This window comes from Proteus alimentorum (assembly GCF_002607735.1).
Lineage (GTDB): Bacteria > Pseudomonadota > Gammaproteobacteria > Enterobacterales > Enterobacteriaceae > Proteus > Proteus alimentorum.
Genome location: NZ_NBVR01000031.1, coordinates 171,599 through 198,415 on the forward strand (window position 1 = coordinate 171,599; position 26,817 = coordinate 198,415).

28 protein-coding genes and 1 tRNA gene are annotated in these 26,817 nt (G+C 37.3%); 15 read left to right on the forward strand and 14 right to left on the reverse strand.

Going from position 1 to position 26,817, the window contains the following annotated elements:
• Positions 1–95: 95 nt before the first annotated feature.
• Entirely contained in the window at positions 96–845 is a 750-nt protein-coding gene (gene ydfG / locus B6258_RS11335; protein ID WP_088495659.1) for a bifunctional NADP-dependent 3-hydroxy acid dehydrogenase/3-hydroxypropionate dehydrogenase YdfG, read from the reverse strand.
• 539 nt (positions 846–1,384) lie between these two features.
• On the reverse strand, positions 1,385–1,606 hold the full coding sequence (gene osmB, locus B6258_RS11345) for an osmotically-inducible lipoprotein OsmB (protein ID WP_006536908.1): 222 nt from the start codon (positions 1,604–1,606) through the stop codon (positions 1,385–1,387).
• A gap of 229 nt (positions 1,607–1,835) precedes the next feature.
• Here osmB and tehA point away from each other — a divergent pair, with 229 nt between their 5' ends.
• Positions 1,836–2,822 (forward strand): dicarboxylate transporter/tellurite-resistance protein TehA, encoded by a 987-nt coding sequence (gene tehA, locus B6258_RS11350; protein WP_099075344.1) that lies wholly within the window; start codon positions 1,836–1,838, stop codon positions 2,820–2,822.
• A gap of 121 nt (positions 2,823–2,943) precedes the next feature.
• Here the strand turns inward: tehA and B6258_RS18375 are convergent, their stop codons facing one another.
• Positions 2,944–3,354 carry a hypothetical protein gene (locus B6258_RS18375; RefSeq protein WP_240531568.1) on the reverse strand — a complete coding sequence of 137 codons (411 nt, stop codon included), beginning with the start codon at positions 3,352–3,354 and terminating at the stop codon, positions 2,944–2,946.
• Between the two features lie 137 nt (positions 3,355–3,491).
• On the reverse strand, positions 3,492–4,655 hold the full coding sequence (dhaT, locus tag B6258_RS11360; RefSeq protein ID WP_099075345.1) for a 1,3-propanediol dehydrogenase: 1,164 nt from the start codon (positions 4,653–4,655) through the stop codon (positions 3,492–3,494).
• Positions 4,656–4,915: 260 nt separating this feature from the next.
• On the opposite strand from dhaT, the gene B6258_RS11365 reads away from it, so the two are divergent.
• From B6258_RS11365 to arsC, 3 genes are all read left to right on the forward strand, one after another.
• Positions 4,916–5,251, forward strand: coding sequence for a metalloregulator ArsR/SmtB family transcription factor (locus tag B6258_RS11365; RefSeq protein WP_099075346.1), 336 nt, complete (start codon positions 4,916–4,918; stop codon positions 5,249–5,251).
• A gap of 73 nt (positions 5,252–5,324) precedes the next feature.
• Positions 5,325–6,614 (forward strand): arsenic transporter, encoded by a 1,290-nt coding sequence (locus tag B6258_RS11370; protein WP_099075347.1) that lies wholly within the window; start codon positions 5,325–5,327, stop codon positions 6,612–6,614.
• A 10-nt stretch (positions 6,615–6,624) separates the two neighbouring features.
• Complete coding sequence (gene arsC / locus B6258_RS11375; protein ID WP_099075348.1) at positions 6,625–7,050, forward strand: glutaredoxin-dependent arsenate reductase; 426 nt, start codon at positions 6,625–6,627, stop codon at positions 7,048–7,050.
• Between the two features lie 160 nt (positions 7,051–7,210).
• On the opposite strand, the gene B6258_RS11380 is transcribed toward arsC, so the two are convergent.
• Complete coding sequence (locus B6258_RS11380) at positions 7,211–8,332, reverse strand: ribosomal protein uL16 3-hydroxylase (RefSeq protein WP_099075349.1); 1,122 nt, start codon at positions 8,330–8,332, stop codon at positions 7,211–7,213.
• An 18-nt stretch (positions 8,333–8,350) separates the two neighbouring features.
• Here B6258_RS11380 and B6258_RS11385 point away from each other — a divergent pair, with 18 nt between their 5' ends.
• Positions 8,351–8,635, forward strand: a complete 285-nt coding sequence (locus B6258_RS11385; RefSeq protein ID WP_099075350.1) for a hypothetical protein — start codon at positions 8,351–8,353, stop codon at positions 8,633–8,635.
• A gap of 178 nt (positions 8,636–8,813) precedes the next feature.
• Here B6258_RS11385 and B6258_RS11390 read toward each other — a convergent pair whose 3' ends face one another.
• Positions 8,814–9,032 (reverse strand): hypothetical protein, encoded by a 219-nt coding sequence (locus tag B6258_RS11390; protein WP_240531569.1) that lies wholly within the window; start codon positions 9,030–9,032, stop codon positions 8,814–8,816.
• Positions 9,033–9,066: 34 nt separating this feature from the next.
• Between B6258_RS11390 and B6258_RS11395 the strand changes: the two genes are divergently transcribed.
• A complete protein-coding gene (locus B6258_RS11395) occupies positions 9,067–9,942 on the forward strand; it encodes a LysR family transcriptional regulator (protein ID WP_099075351.1) in 876 nt (291 codons plus the stop codon).
• Between the two features lie 29 nt (positions 9,943–9,971).
• Here B6258_RS11395 and B6258_RS11400 read toward each other — a convergent pair whose 3' ends face one another.
• A complete protein-coding gene (locus tag B6258_RS11400; protein WP_099075352.1) occupies positions 9,972–10,988 on the reverse strand; it encodes a hypothetical protein in 1,017 nt (338 codons plus the stop codon).
• 331 nt (positions 10,989–11,319) lie between these two features.
• On the opposite strand from B6258_RS11400, the gene B6258_RS11405 reads away from it, so the two are divergent.
• Positions 11,320–11,610: a VF530 family protein gene (locus B6258_RS11405; RefSeq protein WP_099075353.1), complete on the forward strand. Its 291-nt coding sequence runs from the start codon at positions 11,320–11,322 to the stop codon at positions 11,608–11,610.
• Between the two features lie 29 nt (positions 11,611–11,639).
• Here the strand turns inward: B6258_RS11405 and B6258_RS11410 are convergent, their stop codons facing one another.
• Entirely contained in the window at positions 11,640–12,806 is a 1,167-nt protein-coding gene (locus B6258_RS11410; RefSeq protein WP_099075354.1) for a XylR family transcriptional regulator, read from the reverse strand.
• Positions 12,807–12,994: 188 nt separating this feature from the next.
• Between B6258_RS11410 and B6258_RS11415 the strand changes: the two genes are divergently transcribed.
• The 4 genes from B6258_RS11415 to xylB all read left to right on the forward strand — a co-directional run bounded on the left by B6258_RS11415 (position 12,995) and on the right by xylB (position 18,500).
• Positions 12,995–14,164 carry a MalY/PatB family protein gene (locus B6258_RS11415; protein WP_099075355.1) on the forward strand — a complete coding sequence of 390 codons (1,170 nt, stop codon included), beginning with the start codon at positions 12,995–12,997 and terminating at the stop codon, positions 14,162–14,164.
• A 6-nt stretch (positions 14,165–14,170) separates the two neighbouring features.
• Complete coding sequence (gene nhaC / locus B6258_RS11420; protein ID WP_099075356.1) at positions 14,171–15,646, forward strand: Na+/H+ antiporter NhaC; 1,476 nt, start codon at positions 14,171–14,173, stop codon at positions 15,644–15,646.
• 10 nt (positions 15,647–15,656) lie between these two features.
• Entirely contained in the window at positions 15,657–16,973 is a 1,317-nt protein-coding gene (xylA, locus tag B6258_RS11425) for a xylose isomerase (RefSeq protein ID WP_099075357.1), read from the forward strand.
• 72 nt (positions 16,974–17,045) lie between these two features.
• Positions 17,046–18,500, forward strand: a complete 1,455-nt coding sequence (gene xylB / locus B6258_RS11430) for a xylulokinase (protein WP_099075358.1) — start codon at positions 17,046–17,048, stop codon at positions 18,498–18,500.
• 247 nt (positions 18,501–18,747) lie between these two features.
• On the opposite strand, the gene B6258_RS11435 is transcribed toward xylB, so the two are convergent.
• The 3 genes from B6258_RS11435 to yegD all read right to left on the reverse strand — a co-directional run bounded on the left by B6258_RS11435 (position 18,748) and on the right by yegD (position 21,668).
• Entirely contained in the window at positions 18,748–19,011 is a 264-nt protein-coding gene (locus B6258_RS11435) for a YjbD family protein (RefSeq protein ID WP_099075359.1), read from the reverse strand.
• A gap of 152 nt (positions 19,012–19,163) precedes the next feature.
• Positions 19,164–20,189 carry a threonine aldolase family protein gene (locus tag B6258_RS11440; protein WP_099075360.1) on the reverse strand — a complete coding sequence of 342 codons (1,026 nt, stop codon included), beginning with the start codon at positions 20,187–20,189 and terminating at the stop codon, positions 19,164–19,166.
• 126 nt (positions 20,190–20,315) lie between these two features.
• Positions 20,316–21,668, reverse strand: a complete 1,353-nt coding sequence (yegD, locus tag B6258_RS11445) for a molecular chaperone (RefSeq protein ID WP_099075361.1) — start codon at positions 21,666–21,668, stop codon at positions 20,316–20,318.
• 200 nt (positions 21,669–21,868) lie between these two features.
• Here yegD and B6258_RS11450 point away from each other — a divergent pair, with 200 nt between their 5' ends.
• A complete protein-coding gene (locus B6258_RS11450; RefSeq protein WP_129586857.1) occupies positions 21,869–22,345 on the forward strand; it encodes a hypothetical protein in 477 nt (158 codons plus the stop codon).
• On the opposite strand, the gene B6258_RS11455 is transcribed toward B6258_RS11450, so the two are convergent.
• Entirely contained in the window at positions 22,337–23,269 is a 933-nt protein-coding gene (locus B6258_RS11455) for a LysR family transcriptional regulator (protein ID WP_099075363.1), read from the reverse strand. The genes B6258_RS11450 and B6258_RS11455 overlap by 9 nt on opposite strands.
• A gap of 31 nt (positions 23,270–23,300) precedes the next feature.
• Between B6258_RS11455 and B6258_RS11460 the strand changes: the two genes are divergently transcribed.
• The gene (locus B6258_RS11460) at positions 23,301–23,822 is read left to right on the forward strand and encodes a DMT family transporter (RefSeq protein WP_338064493.1); all 522 of its coding nucleotides are present in this window, start codon (positions 23,301–23,303) and stop codon (positions 23,820–23,822) included.
• Between the two features lie 3 nt (positions 23,823–23,825).
• A complete protein-coding gene (locus B6258_RS11465; RefSeq protein WP_099075365.1) occupies positions 23,826–24,257 on the forward strand; it encodes a DMT family transporter in 432 nt (143 codons plus the stop codon).
• Between the two features lie 27 nt (positions 24,258–24,284).
• Here B6258_RS11465 and B6258_RS11470 read toward each other — a convergent pair whose 3' ends face one another.
• Both B6258_RS11470 and B6258_RS11475 read right to left on the reverse strand, forming a co-directional pair.
• Positions 24,285–24,698, reverse strand: a complete 414-nt coding sequence (locus B6258_RS11470; RefSeq protein WP_099075366.1) for a DUF6122 family protein — start codon at positions 24,696–24,698, stop codon at positions 24,285–24,287.
• A 230-nt stretch (positions 24,699–24,928) separates the two neighbouring features.
• Positions 24,929–25,000: transfer RNA gene (locus B6258_RS11475), tRNA-Arg, on the reverse strand.
• Positions 25,001–25,303: 303 nt separating this feature from the next.
• On the opposite strand from B6258_RS11475, the gene mnmH reads away from it, so the two are divergent.
• Complete coding sequence (mnmH, locus tag B6258_RS11480; RefSeq protein WP_099075367.1) at positions 25,304–26,392, forward strand: tRNA 2-selenouridine(34) synthase MnmH; 1,089 nt, start codon at positions 25,304–25,306, stop codon at positions 26,390–26,392.
• Positions 26,393–26,817: the final 425 nt, after the last annotated feature.

A 26,817-nucleotide genomic window follows, 5' to 3' on the forward strand; every position in this document is an offset into this window, starting at 1 on the left:
CGATCCTCTAAAGTTATGTAGCTATTGCTTTCAATGACTATTATATCTTAATAATTATAGCTGATACCTTAATAAAAAATGCGTTTTCAGTGCGTTTAGTTTTGACGATGCACACTTAACCCTGCAAATGACTGACTCACAGGCATCATTTCTAGGGTGTTAATATTTACATGAGCAGGTAATGTTGCTGTCCAATATACCGCTTCTGCTACATCTTCAGGTGTTAATGCATTTGCATTAGCATAAGTTTGCTCAACTTTATCACTATCACCTTTAAAACGAACTAATGAAAACTCTGTACCTCCAACAAGTCCTGGCTCAATATCGGTCACTCGGACTTTTTTACCTTGGAGATCAGCTCGCAATCCTAAACTGAATTGCTTAACAAACGCTTTCGTCGCGCCATAAACATTCCCCCCCATATAAGGCCAAGAAGCTGCTGTTGAGCTGATATTAATTACATGACCCTTGTTTCTTTCGACCATAAAAGGAAGAATAGCGCGAGTGACATGAACCAGACCTTTATTATTTGTCTCGATCATGGTATCCCAGTCATCAAGGTTCGCTTTATCGGCGGTGTTTAAACCTAGCGCTAAACCTGCATTATTGACTAACACATCAATTTCACGCCATTTTTCAGGTAATTGCGTGTAAATCTCACTGACTGCTTTTTTATCTGTAACATCTAACTGTAATGGATAAAATTGCTCACCGAGCTCTTTATGCAAATTATTAAGTTTATCCAAGCGACGAGCAGTACCAATAACTTTGTGTCCATGGCTGATAAAATGACGAGCAATGGCTTCACCAAAGCCAGCGGAAGCACCCGTGATAAAAATAATCATTTAATTACCCTCGATAGTTATAATAATTGAAAGTAAAAGGCTATCACTAGAAAGAGTCAAGTTTAAAAATCAGCTTTGTGATAAATCAGGTTAAAAACAAGATCCTTTTCTTATATGAAAGATTTTTATCTTTAAGAGTAACCTGTATTTTTGTTTTTAACTGACAGAAAAAGAGGCGGTTATTTCGTTATTTTTTTATTAAAAATAAGGTAGACAAAGATCAAGCTCGGTATCACAGTAAAGTTTAGTATCACGGTAAAACGAATAAACTAAGTAAAAACATAGTGACAATAATAATGATGCTACCGATTGTAGCAATCGCCAGTGTGGGTGATAAAAGAAAACAGAAGTAACACAAAATAAAGGTTACTACGATATGAATTAAATCGCTAAACGACTTATATAAAACCACGGTGGTTTTTTTTAATTGAGAGATAAACGATTTGTTCATGTCACACCAAAATAAATGCAGATTATCTTAATGTAGCACGTTACTAGACTGAGCTAAAAAATATAAACTCAGCCTAGCAGAAGAATGGTTATTTTTTACCGACTTGATGACCAATAACGCCACCTAAGACACCGCCACCAATGGTACCCAATGCGCTACCATCAGTTAAAATAGCACCACCGATAGCACCTGCGCCGGCTCCAATTGCTGTATTACGGTCGCGTTTTGTCATGCTAGAACAACCCGCAAGTGAAAAAAGCAGAACAGAAGCGACACACAGTGTTCCAATCTTTTTTAACGTGATATTCATTTTTATAAACTCCGATATAAAGGGCAATGTAAAAATAAACCTATCGTATTTATACTAGGATCGGAATATTCGGGAACAATGGAGAGAAAACTCTTAAAATGAGTGAACATTCATAACATATATTTTAAATGCACTTAATCAAAATAAATTTTATTATCTATATTATTATTTGATGCTCAGGAAAAAGCATCAATGTAATTATGACATTTATATGAGTTAATGTAAAAATATGATATTGATAAATAAACTAAAAACACTCTCTTCACAATTTGCCTCGGGCTATTTTGGTGTTGTATTAGGGATGATTGGTACAGGAATGGCATGGCGCTATGCAGCAAAAGAGCACAACTATCCGTCTTATATTGGTGAAATATTTATTGGTATCGGTTGCTTGGTCTGGTTAACGCTTACGTTATTCTTACTAAATAAATGGTTATTTCATCGACAAGCTATTCTCGATGAAATTAAACATCCAGTTGCCAGTGGATTTACGAGTTTATTTCCGGCAACAACAGTTTTAGTATCGATAGGGCTAAGCCCATATTTACCCTTATTTTCTCTAGTATTGTTTAGCATTGGTGCAATTGCTCAGCTGGGATATGCCAGTTGGTTGATTGGTTATCAATGGAAGGGCGAATACCCTAAAATGGCGACGACACCAGTCTTATATTTACCCACAGTCGCGAATAATTTTATCTGTACTATGGCATGTGGTGCATTGGGTTTTAATGATCTGGGAACTTTATTTTTTGGTGCCGGTGTATTTTCTTGGTTAAGTTTAGAACCTGCTATTTTAAAAAGGATACGCAGCGAAGGATTAATGGATGAAAAATCACGGCTATCATTTGGTATTCAATTAGCACCCGCTTTAGTTGCTTGTAGCGCTTATTTGGCTATCAACGATAATCATATTGATTTCTTTGCTAAAATGTTATTAGGCTATGGTATTTTACAACTTCTATTTATGGTAAGATTAATTCCTTGGTTTGTTAAACAGCCTTTTTCATTACCCTTTTGGAGTTTCTCTTTTGGTGTATCTGCCTTGGCAAAAGCCTCATTAAATATGAGTATGACATCTAATAGCCATTTTATGCAGTTACTCTCAACAACACTATTTATCTTTGCTAATTTAATTATCTTATTACTGATTTGGCATTCATTATTATGGTTTTTTAGAGGGCTAAAACAATTATGTTGTCCATCTAAAACACTTTAAACGATAGAAAAACAGAGCCTAAGCAAGATTAAATAGATAAATACATATATAAATATCGGAAAAAAATAATAACCTATGAAAATAATTTAGAGTGAATATAAAAAAGATATCTAAGTATTAATTATTCCCTATAATTTTTTATCTGATAAATAAAATAGCCTATTGCCAACGGAATAATAAATGGAATAATTAAGATAATGTAAAATATTAATCCACTTCTAATGTCTGGACCATTGATATACTCATCAAAAGTATACTTTGAGAAATAGCGAAGTAGTATATTATCACTGCATTTTTTAGCAAATGGAAATAAAGGAGTACAAAGGCAAGCGTAAGTAATAATTAAAATAAATTTATTTCCATGATCACTTAATACATAAATCAAAGGAATAAAAATAAAAAAACCAAGTAGTAATTTTCCTAAAAAATCCCAACTTTTTATAAAAAGACGAACAGGGTGATTTTTCTTTTTTTCCAATAAGTTTCGTTGTGTTATTTTTTCTTTTGTATGATTCTTGCCACTTTTACTCATTAAACTACCTTGTTAGAGTTAGCATTTATTTGTTATTTATACGTATTATTATATTTGATGTGACAAAAGATGAAAAGACGTGATCTTAAATCCGCCAGTTGAATAACACCACTGACGGATTTATCATTTTGGAAAGATTAGAATGCTTGACGGAAAATCTCAATGATCTCTTTTTCATTACCCTTACGAGGATTAGAGAATGCATTACCGTCTTTCAGTGCCATTTCAGCCATATATGGGAAATCAGATTCTTTCACTCCTAATTCCCTTAAATGTTGCGGAATACCAATATCCATAGAGAGGCGAGCGATAGCTGCAATAGCGCGTTCTGCAGCATCCATCACGGATAATCCTGTGATATTTTCACCCATAAATTCGGCAATATCTGCAAATTTTTCTGGGTTTGCAATCAGGTTATAACGCAGCACATGTGGCAACAGCACCGCATTCGCGACACCATGTGGCATATCATATAAACCACCTAATTGGTGCGCCATTGCATGTACGTAACCAAGGTTAGCGTTATTAAATGCCATTCCAGCTAAAAGTGAAGCATAAGCCATATTTTCACGGGCTTTCAGGTTTGTTCCCAAGGCTACGGCTTGACGTAGATTACGAGAAATTAAACGAATTGCTTGAATAGCGGAAGCATCAGTGACTGGGTTAGCATCTTTAGAGATATAAGCTTCAACTGCATGAGTTAATGCATCCATACCTGTCGCGGCGGTGAGTCCTGCGGGTTTGCCAATCATTAAAAGTGGATCGTTAATAGAAACAGAAGGGAGGTTACGCCAGCTCACAATAACAAATTTGACTTTAGTTTTTGTATTGGTCAGAACACAGTGACGAGTGACTTCACTTGCTGTACCCGCAGTGGTATTCACTGCAATAATGGGTGGAAGTGGATTTGTTAGTGTTTCAATACCTGCATAATCGTAAAGATCACCTTCATGAGTGGCTGCGATACCAATACCTTTACCACAGTCGTGTGGGCTACCGCCTCCCACTGTAATTATCATGTCGCATTGTTCTTTACGGAACATTGCAAGACCTTCAAGCACATTAGTGTCTTTGGGATTAGGTTCAGTGCCATCAAATACAGCAACATCAATACCTGCTTCTTTTAGATAACCGATAGTTTTATCTACGGCGCCCTCTTTTATTGCTCGTAGACCTTTATCTGTTACCAGCAGGGCTTTTTTACCACCCAATAATTTGCAGCGTTCGCCAACAACAGAGATAGCACCAGGACCAAAAAAGTTAACATTCGGTACCAAGTAATCAAACATACGATAGCTCATGATAAACCTTCCAATATCAGATTATTATTCAGATAAATTAAAGTATTAGTGCATTCTCACCCCATTGGTTATTAAGTCAAGAGAGGTAGCTCATCAATGAGGTGAATCGATTCGCTTAACCTTGGTTCATTTGATATAAGTCAACAGGATATGCTCATCTGATGACGTGTGGTTAAGTAAAATAATCATTTTCAATATATGCGATTTGACAGATATGTATTCCGAGTGTACGTTAGAACTTATTCAAGAAAGGAGCAAATATGGAACCATTGCAATTATTTAAGGTATTAAGTGATCAAACAAGGCTAGATATTGTGTTGCTACTTAAAGCATCTGGCGAGTTGTGTGTTTGTGACATTTATACAGCCCTAAATTTATCCCAACCGAAAACTTCTCGCCACTTAGCGATGTTGCGGGAAAGCGGATTATTACTTGATTCTAAACATGGGAAATGGGTTCATTATCGTTTGTCTCCTACATTATTACCATGGGTGAAAAATATTATTGAAGTCACCTATGAGACAGAGAAAAGGAAAATAGCAGATTTACTTAAATCGATTGAAAAGAAAGGGGAAGTTAGTTGCTGTTCTGAATAAAAATTTTTAACTTAATATATATGAAAAAACAGATATGAAAAGTTAAAAGAAAAGTCTTCTGAAAGAGGTTTTTATGTTTATTGCAGTATTAATATTTGTTCTAACAATCACTTTTGTTATTTGGCAACCTAAAGGATTGGGGATCGGTTGGAGTGCAACAATTGGTGCATTAATCGCGCTATTACTAGGTGTTATTAATCTTCAAGATATTCCAGTGGTTTGGAATATTGTATGGAATGCAACCGCTACATTTGTAGCTGTTATTATTATTAGCCTTATTCTTGATGAAAGTGGCTTCTTTGAATGGGCTGCACTTCATGTTGCAAAATGGGGCGGTGGTAAAGGGCGTCTTTTATTTAGCTATATTATATTGCTAGGTGCATCCGTTGCTGCACTGTTTGCCAATGATGGCGCAGCACTTATTTTAACACCTATTGTGATTGCAATGTTGTTAGCTCTTGGGTTTAGTAAAGGTACAACATTAGCTTTTGTTATGGCGGCTGGATTTATTGCAGATACCGCAAGTTTGCCTTTAATTGTTTCAAATTTAGTTAATATCGTCTCTGCTGATTTCTTTAATATCGGCTTTACGGAATATGCTTCAGTGATGGTTCCTGTTGATATTGCCGCTATTACTGCGACATTAATTATGTTGCATTGGTTTTTCCGCAAAGATATTCCTCAGCAGTATGACACTTCTAAATTAGCGATGCCTGCGACGGTGATTAAAGATGTGAAAACATTTAAAGCAGGTTGGTTAGTATTGTTTCTTTTATTACTTGGCTTTTTCATACTAGAACCTTTGGGGATTCCAATTAGTGCCATTGCAGCTATTGGTGCCGTAATTTTGTGGTTTATTGCGGCACAAGGAAAAACGATTAATACTCGAAAGGTTTTACGAGGGGCACCTTGGCAAATCGTGATTTTCTCCCTTGGCATGTACCTTGTTGTTTATGGATTACGTAATGCAGGTTTGACTCAATACCTGTCAGAAATTCTCGATTTTCTGTCAAGTAAAGGCGTGTGGATTGCAACACTAGGAACGGGATATATCACTGCATTTTTATCATCAATTATGAACAATATGCCAACAGTTCTTGTCGGAGCATTATCAATTGAAGGCAGTAATGCCACAGGTTTAATTAAAGAAGCGATGATTTATGCCAATGTCATCGGTGCAGATTTAGGCCCCAAAATTACGCCAATAGGAAGCTTAGCGACATTATTGTGGTTGCATGTGTTGTCACAAAAAAACATGACCATTACATGGGGATATTATTTTAAGACAGGCATTGTTATGACCATCCCAGTGCTTACAGTAACATTGGTTGCATTAGCACTTAGACTGACATTAATGAATTAGTGGTGGCAATATGAATCGCATTATTATTTATCACAACCCCAATTGTGGCACTTCACGAAACACGCTTGAAATGATCCGAAATAGTGGTGTAGAGCCTGACATTATCTTTTATCTTAATGCGCCACCCTCTAAGTCTGTTTTAGAGAAACTTATCACTGATATGGGAATTTCGGTTAGAGCACTATTACGAAGGAATGTTGAACCTTATGATAAATTAGATCTTGATCATATTAATGCAACTGATGAGCAACTTATTGATTATATGCTGCAATATCCAATATTGATCAATAGACCTATTGTTGTGACACCATTAGGCGTTCGGTTATGCCGTCCTTCAGAAGTCGTTTTAGATATTCTTCCAAAATCACAGAAAGGTGCCTTTTCAAAAGAAGATGGACAAAATGTTGTCGATGAAAAAGGGAATAGACTGATATAAAAGAGTCTATTAACTATTTTCTAAATAGAAGCCTCGTTAAGACGAGGTTTTTTTGGATTGTAATAAAGCCGGCATTACTGACTTTAGAAAGAAAAAGGGCGGAAATGATAAAATAAAACACCCGCAAGCAGGTGCTTTATCATATATCAGTAGATATGGTTTATTCTTCGAAGTACCAATATCCTTGATTGATAAATTCGGTTAATTCCGCAACAAAGGCGGGTGACATCAGTGCTTCACCGAGTTCATCTGCGCCAACTTCCGTAAACTGGCATAATGCATCTGCTCCCTTCGTTTCTTTGGTAGTCCAAGCTTCTGTATTCACAAAGAAACTTTCTCCGATGCGTAGGACGCGCAGCCCACTTAGCCGGATCAGTTTTTCACCATCATTCAGCGCATTTAGTACCTCTTCTGGCTGATAAGGTGGTTCTGAAGGTGCAATATCTAGCTCATGGCGCGGTGTAGTTGCAAAACGGCCTAACCACTGTTCAAAATCACCCGGCTTGTTGATCATCTCAATCATCATGGCGCGCAGGCGTTCAACTTCATGAGTCTCCATTCTTCCTGCATTGTCGCGTACTGTCAGATTAGGATCGCCATAATTTATTCCGCCCAGATCTTGTTCCAGTGCATAATCTGCAAAGCTACTCAGCAAATCACGGCCGTTTGGCCCACGAAAGCCGACAGAATAATTCATGGTATCTTCAAAGGTGAAGCCGTCGTGAGGGAATCCAGGCGGAATATACAAAATATCTCCCGGAGCCATTTCCACATCAATAATTGGCTCAAACGGATCAACATGCAGTAATGCAGGGTGAGGGCAGAACTGGCGCATCGGTAGGGCATCACCCACACGCCAGCGACGACGTCCCATTCCTTGAATGATAAAAACATCATAGTTATCAATATGTGGGCCAACACCACCTCCCGGCACTGAATAGGAGATCATCAGGTCATCAAGACGCCATTCAGGTAACACTCGAAACGGTTTCACCAGTTCAGCTGCTGGCATATGCCAATGGTTGACAGCCTGTACTAATAGTGACCATCCTTCTTCACCTAATTCGCTGAAGTCTTCAAACGGACCATGACTTGCCTGCCATTTGTCGCCAGTAAGGCTGACAAGGCGGCTGTCAATTTCCGGCTCCATTGCCAGGCCTGCCAGTTCATCTGGTGTGATAGGATCGACAAAATTAGGAAATGCGTTTTTCAGTACAACAGGTTTTTTCTGCCAGTATTTTTCTAAAAATTCAGGCCAGTTAAGATTCAGTTTGTTAACCATGTGACCACATCTGTATCAATGAATAAGCTGGTAATTATAGAAGTAATACACGGTGATATTTTTGTTTGGCGTCAAATGGTGGTTAATAACACTGATAAGGATAGTATCGACGATGGGAATTTGATGTGGAAAATGACAATATCAAAGGTCATTGGGTCGGTATTTTTTACTTCTGATAATGGCATCACTGAAATTGTGATATCTAAAAAGGTTTTATTAAAACCTTTAGTGAAGTGGTATTTGAAGAAAAGACAAAAAGTTTATATTCAAGACTTAGAAAAAGCATTGGCGAATGAGCTTTAGTTTAAAAAGAACTAACATAATCTAATCAGCCTAAATCAGAGATTTCAGTGCCTATCCATATTTAGATACCTAGATTCGCATAATGTATATTATGTTAAATTGAGTTTAATGTATAAACTCAGATCTTATAAACCTATTAATGCCCCACATAATGGCAATTTAGTATCAAACCTTCTCCTTACCTTTTCACATTAAAATGCCTAGCAAATACTTTATATCCCTTTTCACTAATGGTTACCTCTCTATATCCTTGATGTCGTGTTAACCATACTTGTGCTTCTGCGTGATTAAGAAAAACAGTGCCGATTTGTCCCCCTAAATGAAAACGGCGCTCACTCCAATCTAAACATGGACAACAAATATTACGAGAATGCTTTGTTTGAAAAGCAATACCCATATTTTTAAATTGCTCAAGGCCTAGCGTTGTAATTATGAATCAGTTGGTGACTCTATTTTATTTATTGCGAGAACGCCATGTGAGTCGCGCTGCAGAACGATTACATAAAAGCCAGCCCACAGTAAGCCATACTCTCAATAATTTAAGAGAATTGTTTCAAGATCCACTTTCAGTGAGAAAAAATGGGCAATATGAGTTAACCAGTAAAGCTGAATCACTTTATCAGCCCCTGACTCAAGCATTAGAACAACTCGATAACCTTATTGCACAGCAAGATTTTCAGCCAAGAGATTGTAAAAGACGCTTTAATATTGCGATGTCTGATTATGGTGCAACGCTGATTTCAACCAAGTTAATTCATTATTTACATATTAATGCGCCTAATGTTGATTTGAAAATTTGGCACAGTAGCCGAGAGGAAATGCAAAGTAAGCTAAATGAAGGAAGTTTAGATTTAGCGTTTGGAGTGTTTAATATTTTCGATAATACATTACGTTCGAAATCTATATTTACCGATAAAATGGTCAGTGTGGTTGATAAAATGGTATACCCCGAAAAAATAATAAATTTAACAGAATGGCTGTTAGCACCCCATATTTTAGTCAGTATGAAACCTTTCGATGCCAATGAAATAGATCATCAACTTCAATTAATGCATCAACAACGCCGTATTGCAGTCACAGTGCCTTATTGGCAAATTGCTCCTCAATTATTAGAAAACACTGATTTAATTTTGACAATTGCTGAAAAAGCAATTCCTCAAAATATGCGTCAGAAATTTTCTATATTTCCTCCTCCCATAGATATTCCTGAATTAGAATTTCAGATGGTCTGGCATCAACGTAGTGATAATGATAATGCGCTTAATTGGTTAAGAAATACCATTGTGACACTTTTAAAAGAAGAATAAAAAATCATACTCTTCTTTTAAGTTTATCTTTATTTTAGAAGCAAACTCAGTGTATTTATTCGCCCATTATTCCAATTTAAATGCACTAAACGCCCTGTTTTATCGAAAAAATACCATTGGTTAAATTCACTTCGATATTGTGGTGTTAAATCTGTGGGCCATTTAAGCTCAAAGGTGCAGTGATTCTGATTGTTATATAGACGAAATATCGTTAACTGCTTTTCTTGCCAATAAACTAATGTGGCTGTTCTTTTTATTAAATAAAAAGAAAGTTGTTCTTCAACAGATTGAGTATTAGGCAGCTGTAATCGTTGTGTATAGTGTGAATTTGCAGAGGTTAGCACGCATTTATCATGCTTTACGCCATAGTATGAGTGAGACATAAGATCATATTTTAATCCCTCATTTAAATGATGAGGCAGGCTTTCTCGTTGAGTTAACCGACGTTCAGGTAAAACATACGACCAGCGCTCTTTCGGTTCACTATTAAATAGTTTATTGGTGCTTCTATGAATAAGCTGGCTAATTTCTTTTCTTTCTAGCACAGAATTTGCACCATATTGATCAACAATAATAGGTCTAATAAGTTGATTAATCAGTTGTTCTGTTAATTTAGTCTGATTAGGTAATGCTAATACTTCTCTGGCTAAAATAGCGCGTTGAATAGTTGCAAGTGGATCGTTACATACCTTTTTAATATTAGCTTGGTATAAATGAAAAGTATCAGGTAATAGAAATACTGATTTTACAAGACTGCGTAGGCTTAATTCTCCACCAGCTTGATAGGCCAACGCTAACCAATGTTTGGCTTTATTGCGGCTTATTTCATTATTTAATGGCCAGATAACATCGATAGCTTGTAAATAATCTTCACAGTCAACCAGATATTCAGCCCACTCTTCCCGCATTTTATCTGCAATACTAGGATGTTTTTCTTGTAACTGTAATATTACGTATGAAAAAGTATTATGTAGGCGAGTGTAAATAACCGCAGAATGAATATCGCCAGCTAAGCAATATAAACGAATAATACGATCAGGTCGCATTCCCCACAAACGTGCCAGCTCAGCAGCATGTTGATAGCGTTGAAAGCTTTCTAAATAACTAAGTGCTTCGTCTTTTTCTTGTAATAATTCAGCGAGAACAAACAGAAATGCAGGATGTAAACATCGAATTTAAAGGCCCCACTGATCTTAGGATCACGCTAAGGCATACCGGCGATGACAAATGGGAAATCTTTTATATTACGAGTCATGCTGGGTAATAGTATGTGCCAAGTTTATTTTATTCGGCACCTTTTATTGCCACCCTCACGGCTTTCTTGTACTCTGCACCGCTTCTTACCTTTGAAATCAATAAAACGTATTTGAGAAAATCATGACAGGACATATTTCTAAAGATCCGCTACATGGCGTCACTCTTGAAATGCAAGTAAATGCACTGGTAGCAAAATATGGTTGGGCTAAATTAGGACAACTCATCAAAATTAACTGCTTTAGAAGTGATCCTAGCGTGAAATCAAGTTTAAAATTTTTGCGCAGAACACCTTGGGCACGCGCCGAAGTAGAAGCGCTATATCTTGATTCTTTAGAAGCAGATATTGATGATGTGATTGAAGTTATCGACCATCCTGATTGTGATCCGTGGGCGAATAGTAGAAAGCGATAAGCATTTTTATTTATTTTGTCATTATTATCTCACTCATCCCTAAACTCTTTTGGTGTCATACCAAATTCTTTTTTAAAGATAGAGTAAAAATATTGCAGTGATGGATAGCCACACATTACCGATATTTCTTGGATTGCGAGGGTTGTTGTGGCTAATAAATTTTGAGCGCGTTTAAGTTTCTCTTCATAAATAACGGTGTGAATTGTCTTGCCAATTTCCTTTTTAAACCGTTGTTCTAAATTAGAACGCGACATATTAACCGCATCCAAAACTTGCTCTGTTTTTATCCCTTTACAGGCATTGTAATAAATATAATGCATGGCTTGGACAACCGTCGGATCGCTAAATGAATGAAAATCGGTTGAGCGACGTTCGACTATTTTAACGGGCGGCACTAATATTCGTTGCTGTTTCTCTGTTACATGCCCTTCTAGCGTTTGATGTAACAACTTTGCGGCTAAATACCCCATTTGTCGTGAACCTTGCACAACAGAAGATAATGCAATGCGCGATAAATAACGTGTCATATCTTCATCATCAATACCAATAATGCTGATTTCTTCAGGCACATTAATATTTAAATTATCGCAAACTTGCAGTAAATGTCGTGCTCTTGCATCGGTGACCGCAATAATCCCCGTTTGTGGTGGTAGAGTTTGTATCCAATCCGATAAGCGGTTTTGTGCGTGTTGCCAATTTTCTTGAGTAATATCCATGCCGTTATAAACAATGCCTGGATATTTTTCGCTGGTGACTAATTGACGAAATGCGTACTCTCGTTCATTAGACCAATGAGGATGATCTTTTGCTGGTAAACCATAAAAAGCAAAGTGTTTAAGCCCTTTTTGTTTTAAATGTAAAAAGGCTTGTTGAACTAATTCATAATTATCAGTGGCGATATAGGGAACGGGGGGATAATTTTCTTCTTGATGATAAGAGCCGCCGACGCCGATAACCGCTAATGGCGATTGGCTTAAATGCTTAGCAATAATTGGATCGTCAAAATCTGCAATAATACCGTCACAAACCCAGTGATTAATATTATCCAGTCGAGTACGAAAATCTTCTTCAATAAATACATCCCAATGGCACTGTGATGCTTGAAGATATTCTCCAACACCCTCAACCACTTGTCGGTCATACACTTTATTAGCGTTGAACAACAGCACAATACGAAAGTATTTATCTTTTTTCATTTTACCCTACCTAATTATCCAGCTACGCATTAAACCACAGCTTTAATTTTGCTAGAACTTGCTTTCATCGCTATGTGATTACTATCACACAAGCCAAATTTCGTAATAGCAAAGTAAAAAATAGGAATAACCAATGTTAAGAACAACGCGTATGTTGTTTTTAAACACGGTTGCCGAGGAGATTTTTCATGTATCAGAATAACTTTAATAAATTAATTTCTAGGCAAAATACCTATAGCGCAAAATGGTGTAATAGTAACGCCAATGTTATCCCATTATCTGTTGCAGATATGGATATTCCTGCGCCTGATTTTATTATTAATGCATTGACCCAATTTAATCTTAAAGGCATTTATGGCTATACCGACCTTAGCCATGATTGGAATAACGTTGCTGCAAATTGGTTTAAAACGCAATATCAGTGGGTTGTTGAGCCTGAATCTATTGTTTTTTGCCCTCGTATTATTCAAGCGGTTTCACTTTATATTCAGAACTTCACACAAGTGGGCGATAAAGTGACAACACTCTCTCCCGCTTATCATCCTATTAGCAATGCAGTCTGTGTTAATCAACGTGAACTATTAGAAAGCCCGTTGATTTATCGTGACGGTTACTATGAAATTGATTTTGATGATTTGGAAAGTAAGTTTAAACAGTCTGTCTGCTTTATTTTACTCTCGCCACATAATCCAACAGGAACGGTATGGCAAAAAAGTGATTTATTAAAAATAGCGGAACTTGCACAAAAATATCAGGTTTTTATTATTTCTGATGATGTGCATGCAGATTTTGTTTTTGATGACGCAACTTATCACCCTATTTCATCAGTAAATACTTATGTAGAACAACACACCTTTATTTGTACTTCTCCCGCTAAAACATTCAATTTAGCGGGGCTTGAAGTTGCCAATATAGTCATTGCCAATCCTGAATATCGTGAAAAATTTAAGCAATGCTTAATTGCGGCGGGTATTCATAATCCTGGTTATTTTTCAGTGCCCGCTTTTTTACAAGCTTACACCTTACAAGGCCAACAATGGGTTGGTGAATTAAAAACGTACCTTGCTGATAATCGACGTTGGGTAAAAGAACAATGTAAACGTTACTTTCCTGATTGGGTTATTACACAAAGTCATGGCACCTACATGCTATGGGTCAACTACCAAAAAATGCAGTTATCTGAAGAACAACTAAAACATTGGTTTGTTTCATTAGCTGAAGTGGAAATGAGTTGGGGGCGTGGTTTTGGTGCGGTTGGGGATGGTTTTTTCCGCATTAATATCGCGACACCTCGTTCAATATTAGAAACCGTTTTCACTCGGCTTATTCGTACCTTACCTCACGCCAGTTTGGAATAAATTACAATGAAAACGCAAACGATAAACACGCCGAGAACACCTACATTACTCGAATCACTCTTTCCAATATTCACCATGGTGGTGCTATTGGGTGGAGGCTACGCCGCTTTTGATTTACCACCAGAGCCTTTAATGGTGCTATCTACGGTTGTAGCTGCGCTATTAGTAAAACGATTAGGATATCGCTATGACGAGATCTTAACGGCAATCTCACAAAAAATTGCTAAAACCATGCCAGCATTGCTGATTTTAATCAGTGTGGGTCTGTTAATCGGCACATGGATGATTGGTGGCACCATTCCACTGATGATCTATTACGGTTTAAAAATGATCAGCCCAGAAATGCTTTATGTCACGGCATTATTGGTCACATCGTTAGTATCCGTCTGCACAGGCACTTCATGGGGTTCAGCAGGAACCATCGGTGTTGCCTTTATGGGCGTTGCCGTCGGTATGGATGCAAACCTTGCTGCAACCGCCGGTGCCGTAGTGGCGGGTGCCTACTTTGGTGACAAACTATCACCATTATCAGGTGATACCAACCTTGCTGCTATGGCTGCAAGGATCGACCTCTATCAACATATTTGGCATTTACTTTACACCACACTGCCTTCGCTGATTTTAACCGCGATTGTGATGACGGTTTATGGCATGAACGGTGATTTAGCTGGCCAAGGTGTGCCGGAAAAAGTGACATTAATTACAAATGGTCTTGAGAGTGTTTATAACTTCAATTTAATCCTTCTCATTCCTGTATTAGTGATTTTATATGGTTCAGTAACGAAGAAACCCACTATCCCAGTGATGTTGGCCTCTGCTGCCATTGCGATGTTTAACGCTTATCTTATTCAAGGTTTTGGCTTACATGACATCGTAAAAAGTGCAGTTGATGGCTTTAATGTCTCGATGATCCAAGGGAAAGAAGTGCCGGAATTATTAGGTAACTTACTAAACCGTGGTGGCATGAACTCGATGATGAGCACCCTGCTTATCTGTTTCTGCGCCCTCTCTTTTGCTGGGACTTTATCGTTAAGTGGCGCATTAGAAGTGATTGTCCATGCATTGTTAAAAATGGTTCACTCAACCGGTTCAATGATCTTAGCCACAATTGCTTGTGGACTAACCATGATTGGTGTGACCTGCAATGGACAAATCTCAATCCTTATTCCTATCGAAATGTTACGCGGTGCCTACATCGAACGAGGCTTACACCCTAAAAATCTTGCTCGTACCGTAGAAGACTCCGCCACTATCTTTGAACCCATTTTACCGTGGACAGCCGCAGGTGCTTATATGGCAGGTACATTAGGTGTTGCAACCTTAAGTTACTTACCTTGGGCTGTATTGTGCTGGAGTGGCATCTTCTTTGCCATGCTATGGGGGTTCACGGGCTTTGGTATTGCCAAATTAACACCAGAAGAGCAGGAAGAGATGACTGCTGAGCTTGAATCACATTCAGAATTACAACTTGATACTAAATAAGGACGGTTCCATGTCTTACTTTGATAAAATTGAACAAATTCAATATGAAGGCACAACAAGCGATAATCCATTAGCCTTTCGTTACTATAATCCTGATGAGATTATTTTAGGTAAGAGAATGGAAGATCATCTAAGATTTGCCGCCTGTTATTGGCATAATTTCTGTTGGAATGGTGCTGATATGTTTGGTATCGGTACTTTTGATAGACCGTGGCAAACATCGGGTGAAGCCTTAGAGCAAGCAAAACGCAAAGCTGATGTTGCCTTTGAATTCTTTCATAAGCTCAATGTTCCTTTCTACTGTTTTCATGATATCGATGTTATTTCTGAAGGCAATAACATCAATGAATATATCTCTAATATGGCGGCGATCACCGATGTATTAGCGAAAAAACAAGAAGAAACCAACGTTAAGTTATTATGGGGAACGGCAAACTGCTTCACTCATCCTCGTTATGGTGCAGGTGCTGCAACTAACCCTGATCCAGACGTTTTTGCATGGGCCGCGACACAAGTTTGTGAAGCGATGAAAGCGACAAAAGCGCTGGGCGGCGAAAACTATGTATTATGGGGCGGACGTGAAGGCTATGAAACCCTATTAAATACAGATTTACGCCAAGAAAGAGAGCAAATTGGCCGTTTTATGCAGATGGTTGTTGAACACAAACATAAAATTGGTTTCCAAGGCACATTACTGATTGAACCCAAACCACAAGAGCCGACAAAACATCAGTATGACTATGATACTGCGACTGTTTATGGTTTCTTAAAACAGTTTGGTCTTGAAAAAGAAGTTAAAGTAAACATTGAAGCCAACCACGCAACATTAGCAGGACATAGCTTCCACCATGAAATTGCGACTGCTATTGCATTAGGTATTTTAGGCTCTGTTGATGCGAACCGTGGCGATCCTCAATTAGGTTGGGATACAGACCAATTCCCAAATAGCGTAGAAGAAAATGCACTCGTGATGTATGAAATTCTTAAATCCGGTGGATTTACAACGGGTGGTTTAAACTTTGATGCTAAAGTTCGTCGTCAAAGTAATGATAAATATGATCTGTTCTACGGGCATATCTCAGGAATGGACACAATGGCAATGGCATTACGCATTGCAGCAAGAATGATCCAAGATGGTGGTCTTGATAAATTTACGGCACAGCGTTATTCAGGCTGGAGCGCGGAGTTTGGTCAAAATATCTTACAAGGTAAATTAAGCCTTGAAGATGTGGCGAAATATGCACAAAACAATACGTTAGCGCCACAGTTACAAAGTGGGCGCCAAGAAATGCTAGAAAGTTTAGTGAATCGCTATATTTTTGGTTAATGGCATAAACGTAATAACACAGCGGGTTTTCCGCTGTGTTTATTAATTAGATACAGATCATGAGGTAACTTCATGTATTTAGGGCTAGATTTAGGCACTTCAAGCGTTAAAGCGATCATCATGAATGAGCAAGGTGACGTTGTTGCCAGTCATTCCGTTTCTTTAGCAATATCACGCCCTCATCCTCAATGGTCAGAGCAAGATCCGCAGCAATGGTGGCAAGCAACGGAAGACGCTATTCTTCAACTTGGACGCAATTACTCCATGGATCAAATCGAGGCGATTGGGTTAAGCGGCCAGATGCATGGTGCTGTTTTACTTGATGCTCAACAAGCGGTGCTACGTCCTGCGATCTTATGGAACGATGGTCGTAGTTTTAAACAGTGCCAAGCGCTTGAAGCGCAATATCCTCAGTTTAAAAAAATCACGGGTAATTTAGTGATGCCCGGCTTTACGGCACCAAAAATACAGTGGGTTGCTGAACATGAACCTGAAATCTTTCAACGCATTGAACATGTTTTATTACCTAAAGATTTTTTACGTTGGAAGATGAGCGGTAATTTTGCCAGTGATATGTCAGATTCAGCGGGTACGCTTTGGTTAGATATGCAAAAGCGAGATTGGAGTGATGAGCTTTTAAATGCGACAGGTTTAACACGCCGCCAAATGCCCACATTGTTTGAAGGCAATCAAATAACGGGCTATCTATTGCCTGATATTGCTAAAAAATGGCAGATGAACCAAGTACCTATTATTGCTGGTGGTGGTGATAATGCCGCGGGTGCAATGGGTGTCGGCGTTTATCAACCTGGTCAAGCGATGCTTTCTTTAGGCACTTCGGGTGTGTATTTTGTGGTTAGCGAAAAATTTCTCCAAAATAGTGATAATGCAGTACACAGTTTTTGTCATGCATTACCGAATACTTGGCATTTAATGTCTGTGATGTTAAGTGCGGCATCATGTCTTGATTGGGTGTGTCAATTGACAGGGATTGAGAGTGTGAGTGCGATGTTTAAAGAAGTTGAACATGCTACTTTTGCTGATAGCCCCCTCCTGTTTTTACCGTATCTTTCTGGTGAACGGACACCTTATAACAACCCGAATGCGAAAGGTGTCTTTTGGGGATTAACCCATGAACATCAACGACCTGACTTATGCCAAGCTGTTCTTGAGGGGGTGAGTTTTGCGTTACGACAAGGGATTGAAGTTGCTGAAAATGCAGGTCAATTAGCTGATAATATTACATTAATTGGTGGCGGTGCCAGAAGTGAATATTGGCGGCAACTTCTGGCCGATATTACAGGAAAAACCCTTGATTATCGCCAAGGTGGTGATGTTGGCCCTGCACTTGGTGCAGCAAGGCTCGCACAATTAGCAGTAAACCCCGCTCATTCATCACACGTTATTCTTTCTCAACCTAAGCTTGAAAAACGCCATACACCAAATCTAGAAAAACATAAAACATACCAAAAAAAATATCATGCTTTTAAAAAGCTATATTCATTAATTGATACAATGGAAATATAGCAATATTGCGTCAATACCAGGGTAAAAGAATAGCGCCATCTTTAAAGGATTGGCGCTATTTTTTTATTTGATTTTAATTAACTCTCTTTGTGTTTAAAAATTAAGCAAAAATAAAAGTATAAATTACTAATATTAGTTTTCACTTAAAGTCAATAATCACTCTAGTTCTGATAATATAAAAGGCAATATTAATTGCTTAGCCCTGAAATAAATCAAGGCTAATGAAATGAGTTAATGAGTTAATGAGTTAACGGTATCCCCGTGTATGATTTTGGGCTGACCAACTATAGGTTTCATCACTCGGGGCTAGTTTTTGCTTCTTTTTGAGGGCTTGTGCTTTTTTAGTGGCTTTTTCAACTTCGAGGGAGATTTCGGTAATAATGGAATCTTTGACTTTATTCATTTCGGCGTTAGTTAACTCTCGCCCTAATTTCTTTCTCTCTTGACCTATTCGGGTTCTGACTCGCATTTGTTGGGCATCTGTCATTTCTTGGAGTGTCAATTTCTTCATTCTATTACCCTACTTATGTTGAGTGAGGAACTATTAATATAGCATCATTAAGGCACCTCACCATCACTATTTTTTAAAATTGGGTCTTTAATTTCTTATTGTATTGAGAATGCATTACGCTGAAATAAATGCGTAATGCATAAATGAAAAACTTAAGCTAATTGTAGAAATGTGGCTTTAAATCCATCAATATCTTGTTGCGTTGTTGCCCAAGAAGTACAAAGACGTAAACAACTCAAATTAGGATCTTCAAGTAAAACGCGATGAAAAACAAAGTGCTGAGTTAATTTTTCTGCAATTGTATTTGGCAAAATAACAAAAACTTGGTTAGATTCTGGCGGTGCTAAAAAATCAAAACCTTGTGCAGTAAAGAATTCAGTTAATTGTGATGCCATTTCATTAAGGTGTTTACCTAATTTAAAATAGAGATCATCTTTAAATAAAGCTTCAAATTGCGCGCCTAACAACCAACCTTTCGCTTGTAATCCCCCTTTTTGTTTTAAGCTAAAACGAAAATCAGATTTGAGTGCTGGGTGACAAATCACTAGCGTTTCAGCTGACATCGCCCCAATTTTTGTGCCACCAATATAAAAAGCATCCGTTAAGCTGGCAATATCTTCAATAGTCAGATCACTTTGTGCTGACATGAGTCCTGCTGCTAAACGCGCACCATCAAGGTACAACCACAAATTATTTTCGTTACAGAAATCACGTAGCGCTTGCAATTCTGCTTTACGATAGACCGTACCAATTTCTGTGGCATTCGTTATATAAACAAGCTTAGGTTGTACCCAATGCTCATCATTATGCTCTGCAAGAATAGGTTTTAACAATGCGGGGGTTAATTTGCCATCAGCGGAAAATGTTGTAATAACTTTATGTCCTGTTGCTTCAATAGCACCTGTTTCATGTGTAGCAATATGCCCAGTACTGACAGAAATAACCGCTTGGTGTGGACGTAAAAAATGAGAGATAGCAGTTAAATTAGTAATGGTACCACCATTAAAAAAGTGGATATCCGCATCAGGTTGTTGAATACGCTGTTTTATTGATTGAGCAGCTTGATGACAAAGCTTATCCATGCCATATCCATCATAGCGTTGTCCCACTGTATCAGTGATTGCCTTCATGACCGCAGGGTGTGCAATTTCATTATAATCATTTTGGAAGCGGTACATGTGTTCTCCTGTCGAATGTTGTGTTTTTATCGTGTTTTATAAAGAAAAACGCTCTACATCTAATCAATACAAAGATTGAATGTAAAGCGCTTTAATATATTGAAAAAGCCAGTTATTTAAAACCGATTATTTAAAACAAACGTCGCCCCAACGTGCTAATCCTGCGGTGACGGAGCCAAAGTCATTACCTTTAACAATAGGAACATTGGGTAACTGTTGTTCTATAGCTCGGCATAGAATAGGCGAACGTGCCGAACCTCCCGTCATAAAGACCGCGTCGGGTTTTATTCCCCCTTGCTTTACCGCATCATTAACCAATTCAATCATTTTGCTTTTTGGCGATTCAATAGATTCAACCATCTGATCATGTTCGATAGTTAATTCTAAGGTTTCACTTAATAAGGCGATATTAGCAATATATTCAGGAGAGTCTGATAAGGCAATTTTAGCCTCTTCAGCACGTCGAACAATGCTATAACCCAATGTTTCATTATAGACTTCAATAAGACGTGTTATTTTTTCAGGCTCTTTTGCATCCCGTCTTAGCTGATTTAATACAGCAAGGTTTTGACGAGAATAAAATTCTTTTTGTGCTTCTACATTATTAATCGCAATAGGATCCCAGAACTGTTTCAGCGGTAATTTAATACCTGAAGACGTTAACCCTGTCATACCAAATAATGGCATAAGCTGTTTAAAAGCAAGATAAATATCGAGATCATTACCACCAACACGTTGTCCACTATGGGCAAGTAATGTATTTGAACGGTCGGTTTTGCCTTGGTAACTTGGCCCCATTTGAATTAACGAGCAGTCAGTTGTACCTCCCCCAATATCAACGACTAATACCGTTTGGTCTTTCGTTAACGTCGATTCATATTCAAGCCCAGCAGCAACAGGTTCAAATTCAAACATAATATTCTTAAAGCCAGCTCTTTTAGCTGCACGGATAAGAATACTTTCAGCTTGCCTATTTGAAGCATCGCCACCTAACCCATTAAAGTTAATAGGTTTGCCGATAACGGTATCGGTGATCGCTTCTTGTGTGCTTTTTTCTGCTTGGTGCTTAATATTTGCCATCATGGCGCAAACTAAATCTTCAAAGAAGCTAATTTGTATGTCATGTAGCCCTGAGGCACCTAAGAAGGATTTAGGTGATTTAACGTAATAGACATCACGAGGATCACGTAGGTATAAACTTAATGCAGATTGTCCGAAAAGAATATCTTCAGGAACTAATTCAATATCTTCTTCTCGATTAAACGCGATCGACTTTCTTAGTAATTGTTCGCCAACTTCACTGGAAGGTTTAATATTTAAATGGCGAAATAAGTGCTCAGAAACAGATTCACGGGTTGGCGCACAAAGGGTTGATGGAATATACACATCATTACCTTCTAAAGGCAAAAGAGTGGGTTTTCCCTCTTTCATCATTGCAACAGAACAATTTGATGTTCCGTAGTCAAAGCCAATAAACATTCAGCCTCCCCAATAGACTTCATTAAAAAAAGACTGAGCACTCTACATCAAGCTTTTTGCAATTACCACCAGATTATGAGGCTTAAAAGAGAGAAAATAAGTGAAGTTATCTAGCTCATTAGAGGCTTATAATGCCTGAAATGATATTAAGAATGGTTGTAAAACAATCTAAAGACTTATCTCAGGAAAGAGTAAAAAATATGAATACAATTCACTTATGTATACTAGGAATTTCAGGCTATGAAGGGCCTGATTTTATTTTAGGTGTTTTTGATAATGAAGATACGGCTGAAAAAGCAAAAACGGCATTCATTAAAGATAATCAAAGCGAAGACAATCAAGTTAAAGTGCTCACTGAAAAAGAGCGATGGATAGAAATCGAAGATGTAAAATTAAACAGTTTTAGCTGTGATATCCCCCTTTCCGATTTTTATTACCCTGTTTCACGGTTTAGTGAAGGTTTTGGTCAGATCTATCGTGATATTGAAGCCATTTTTGATAACTATGAAAATGCGCTCGCCAAATTAGAACAACTCGAAAAAGAGTATGATGAGTCTGATGCCTCATTCCCTGAATATTTTGCGATTGAAAAGCTACAAGCAAATCAAATTAATACTAAAACCTTAGCACAGTGGCTAGATGATGACTTTTTCGGCGATGATAACCGTTTATTGTGATGATTTTCTTTCGATGCTGCGTTGGTAGTCGCTATTTGAACCGAATTGTTCTTTTAAGAAATCAACAAATAGCGTTATCTTACGAGGAAGGTTTTTCTTGTCAGGATAAACTGCATAAATAAAGTGCTTAGGTAAATCAAAGGATGCCAAAATAGGAATAAGCTTTTTATTTGTGTTTGATAAGTCTGTGTGGGTAATAAAATGTGGAAGTAAGGCGATACCTATCCCTTGTAAAACAGCTTGTAATAATGCCTCGCTGTTATTAACACGATAGCTACCTTTAGGAATATGGCTATATTTTTTACCTTTTTGATAAAAAATCCACTCCATGCCAGCTTGATATAATGAATACGATAAGCAATTGTGATTTTTTAGCTCAGAAACTTGCATAGGCTCACCATATTTATCAAGGTATTCTGAAGAGGCGTAAAGCTGGCTATAACAAGGTGATAATTGACGTGCTATTAATGATGAATCGGGTAATTCACCAATTCTAATTGCAAGATCGTATCCTTCTGCGACTAAATCCGTTACTTTGTCATCAAATAAAAGTTGTACATCCAGTTCGGGGTATTTCTGCATAAATAAAGGCATTATCTTAGCAATATGTAACGTACCAAATGACATAGGAGCCGAAATTTTAATGCTACCTTTTGCTTTATCGCTAAATTGTGAAACGGCCTCTTCTGCCATTACAGCTAACTTATAAGACTCTCGAATATAACCAATATAAACAATTCCCTCTTCAGTTAAACTGACACTTCTTGTCGTTCGATGAAATAAGCGTACACCTAACTTCTCTTCTATACCTTGGATAGCCTTACTGACTGCCGATTTTGTCATATTTAATGTTTTGGCAGCTTGGGTAATACTCAGGTGTTCAGCTACAGCAATCAGGATGGGAAAGGCATTCATATCATTCATATTGTCAACCTAGAGTAAACAGTGTGTTTTCTTGCCAGTATTATCGAAAAGGAATATTTTAATTCACACAAAAAATGATTTATATAGACTTAATGTTATGAATAACAAGTATATTCTCTCTCTTATTGCAATTTTTTCTGGTGTTTTACTTTCATTAATGATTATGAGTAATAGTTACTTGGCCAGTTTTACAACGCCATTAACCGCATCATGGATAACACACGGCATAGGGACTATTTTCTCTTTAATTATATATATTTTATATTTAAGAAAGAATCAACAGAGCAAAAAAAACAATAATAAAATAAAAATTTTATGGTATTTAGGTGGTATACCTGGGACATTTACGGTGTTATTAGCTGCAATTACAGTAAATAGCGTATTGTCGCTTTCTGGTAGCATTATTTTAATGATAACAGGGCAAATTCTTTTTAGCGTTATTGTTGATGCAATGGGATGGTTTGGCGTTGAAAAAAGAAAAATCACCTTACGTGATTTATTTATGTGCCTTTTACTTATTTCTGGTAGTGCATTATTAATTATAGGTAGATAACTAATGAGTATTTTTATTTTAATTGCATTATTTAATGGTGTTTGTATTGTAACAAGCCGCACTTTGAATGGTAAACTAGCGCAAAATAGCAATGCTTTTTATAGCTCTTTAATCAATCATTTAGTTGGCTTTATATTTTTAACTATTTTCGTTTTATGGATAAAAGATTATCACTCTATTGAACTCTCAACGACCCCTTTGATTGCCTTCGCTGGTGGTATTATTGGCGCGTTCTTTGTTGTCATTAATAGCTACGTATTACCGCTGTTGGGTGTGATGTTAACGTCTGTTTTAGCTATTTGTGGGCAAATGTTCTCAAGTCTGGTTATTGATATATTTAGTGGTGTTGGAAGCAATAACCTACTATTACAAATAATAGGTATTTTGCTGATTATAGGTGGTGTGTTAATTAAATTTACTAAGCAATCCAAATAAAAAATTAAAGGGAAAAGTGAATCTATTTTATTCTTGGATAATAAAGTTGTTATTTAGATTAGATGTAAAGTGATTTTTATCACAACTCATCGTCATTGTTAAATTGGGTTTTAATCCACCTAAATAGCAGTCAACCGAGTCGGTAAATAAATGAAATAAACACCCTACTGCAATGGCTTTTAATTTCCATGAGGGTAAAAACCATATACCCAAATAAACCAAAGCGGCCCAACCTGTGTGTAATGGATGAAACCCAACACTACAACGGTTGGGATCAAAAATAGGTGTTGCTAATAAATGGTCAATATCAATAGCCATTGTTGCTATCATAAGCAGTGAGGCTATCTTCCAATTCTTACGCCAGAACAGATAGCCTAATAAGATAGGCGCTAAAAAGTGTAAACTGTAATGTATAGATGTTCTAAAAATTTCAAATATCACTTAAGCCTCGTAACAGTACCTATTTTAACGGTGTATTTTAAATAACGCCCTGCTTTATTGGATTGGGGGTTATTCAAGAATTTCTTCACCATTAGCTTGTAAAATAGTTTTCATCATCCAATATTTTTTAGACCAACCATAAAAAATAAGATGTGATGCTTTATCATCATAATTATAGTCATTTGGCGTATTGAAAGGAGTCAAGCAATAGAAATTATTATTAATGAGGGATCCAGAAGCCGGAGTTGAACCTGCGCCCTTTCGGTCCGAAGCCAAATGCTCTACCACTGAGCTATTCTGGAATACGCTGTGATTATAAGTGATAAACAAAAAATATCATCTAAATTGTATTCACGATGATTAAAAAAGTGAAAAATACGCACCTAAATAAAACAATATAAAGATTTATGAAAAAGTATTTCTTGAAGATAACATTTGTTCTCTTCAGTTGTTTTTGATAGTTATTTCTTTGTTCTAGAAAAATTATTCTGTTAGAAATAGCACTCTATAATTTAATAAAAACATATGTTCAGAGCGTGTCATCACATGCGCTTAAGAGTATAGTAGTCAATCTTTCAGCCAGACTAGATGTAACAATTTTTATTATGGAATCAGCGTTTTCTGCTCAAAATATTCGACATATTCTTGCTAACGACACACCTATTATTGATGTGCGGGCGCCTATTGAGTTTAATCAAGGCTCAATCCCTCATGCTATCAATTTGCCTTTAATGAATGATGAAGAGCGTGCTGCTGTGGGGACTTGTTATAAACAGCAAGGTTCACAAAAAGCGGTTGCTTTAGGGCATCAATTGGTGAATGGTGAAATTCGTGATAACCGTATTGCCGCTTGGCGTGAAGCTTGTGAGCAATTTCCTAATGGTTATATTTGCTGCGCTCGAGGAGGAATGCGTTCTCATATAGTTCAGCAATGGCTTAAAGAAATAGGTGTAGATTATCCATTAATTGAAGGCGGATATAAGGCACTAAGACAGGCTATTATTGAAATGACCAGTGAATTGGTTCAACGACCTATTATCTTAATTGGTGGATGTACCGGCAATGGAAAAACGACTTTAGTGCGTTCGTTACCTGAAGGTATTGATCTTGAAGGTATTGCACACCATCGAGGTTCATCTTTTGGCCGCATTGTAGAAGATCAGTTTCCTCAAGCAACCTTTGAAAACCATCTTGGTGTTGAAATGTTGAAGAAAGCACCGAAATATACACGATGGGTACTTGAGGATGAAGGTCGCGCTATTGGCGCCAATGGATTACCTGAATGTTTACGAGCAAAAATGGTTGAGGCATCAATAGTTGTTGTTGATGATCCTTTAGAGCGACGCATAGAACGTTTGAAGGCAGAATATTTTGATCGCATGACACATGATTATCTGGAAGCGTATGGCGAAGAAAAAGGCTGGCAAGCTTACAGTGATTATTTGCATCATGGTTTATTTGCTATCCGCCGCCGATTAGGCTCTCAAAGAGCAACCGAATTAACTCAGTTGCTAGATAATGCCCTAGAAATACAGAAAAAAGAGTCTAACACCGAGGCACATTTTTCTTGGTTAACTCCTTTACTTAAAGAGTATTACGATCCCATGTATCGTTATCAATTAAGCAAAAAGGAAGATAAAATTATTTACCAAGGACGTTATGAAGAAGTCATGCAGTGGTTTAAAAATGAGTAGATAGCTAAGATTTCTGGTATTAAATATCTATACCAAAGAAAATACCAAAGAAAAGCCTCGTAAATTTATATTATGAGGCTTTTTAGGTAATAATCAGCGGTATGACCTATTTCTTAGTATGGTATAACCCTATTGCTAAGATAATCACTAAACCAAAGAAAAAAGGAACTGCTAAAGAAAGTTCAAGGAAAATAAACCGATTAATGTTAATTCCCTGCCCCTTATTTGAGAGTTGTAAAGCTAAAGGTAAAGCACATAATTCAGACAGAAAACCAATTCCAATTAAGCGATATAATTTAATATGGTTCTCTTTTTGTGTTAGGTAGTCTTGTATTATTAAGATTAAAATCATTCATTGTGGTTAATACAAAACGCCACATTTGCTTTCTTCTATATTTACTAAAAATCACAGTCAATAAATATGA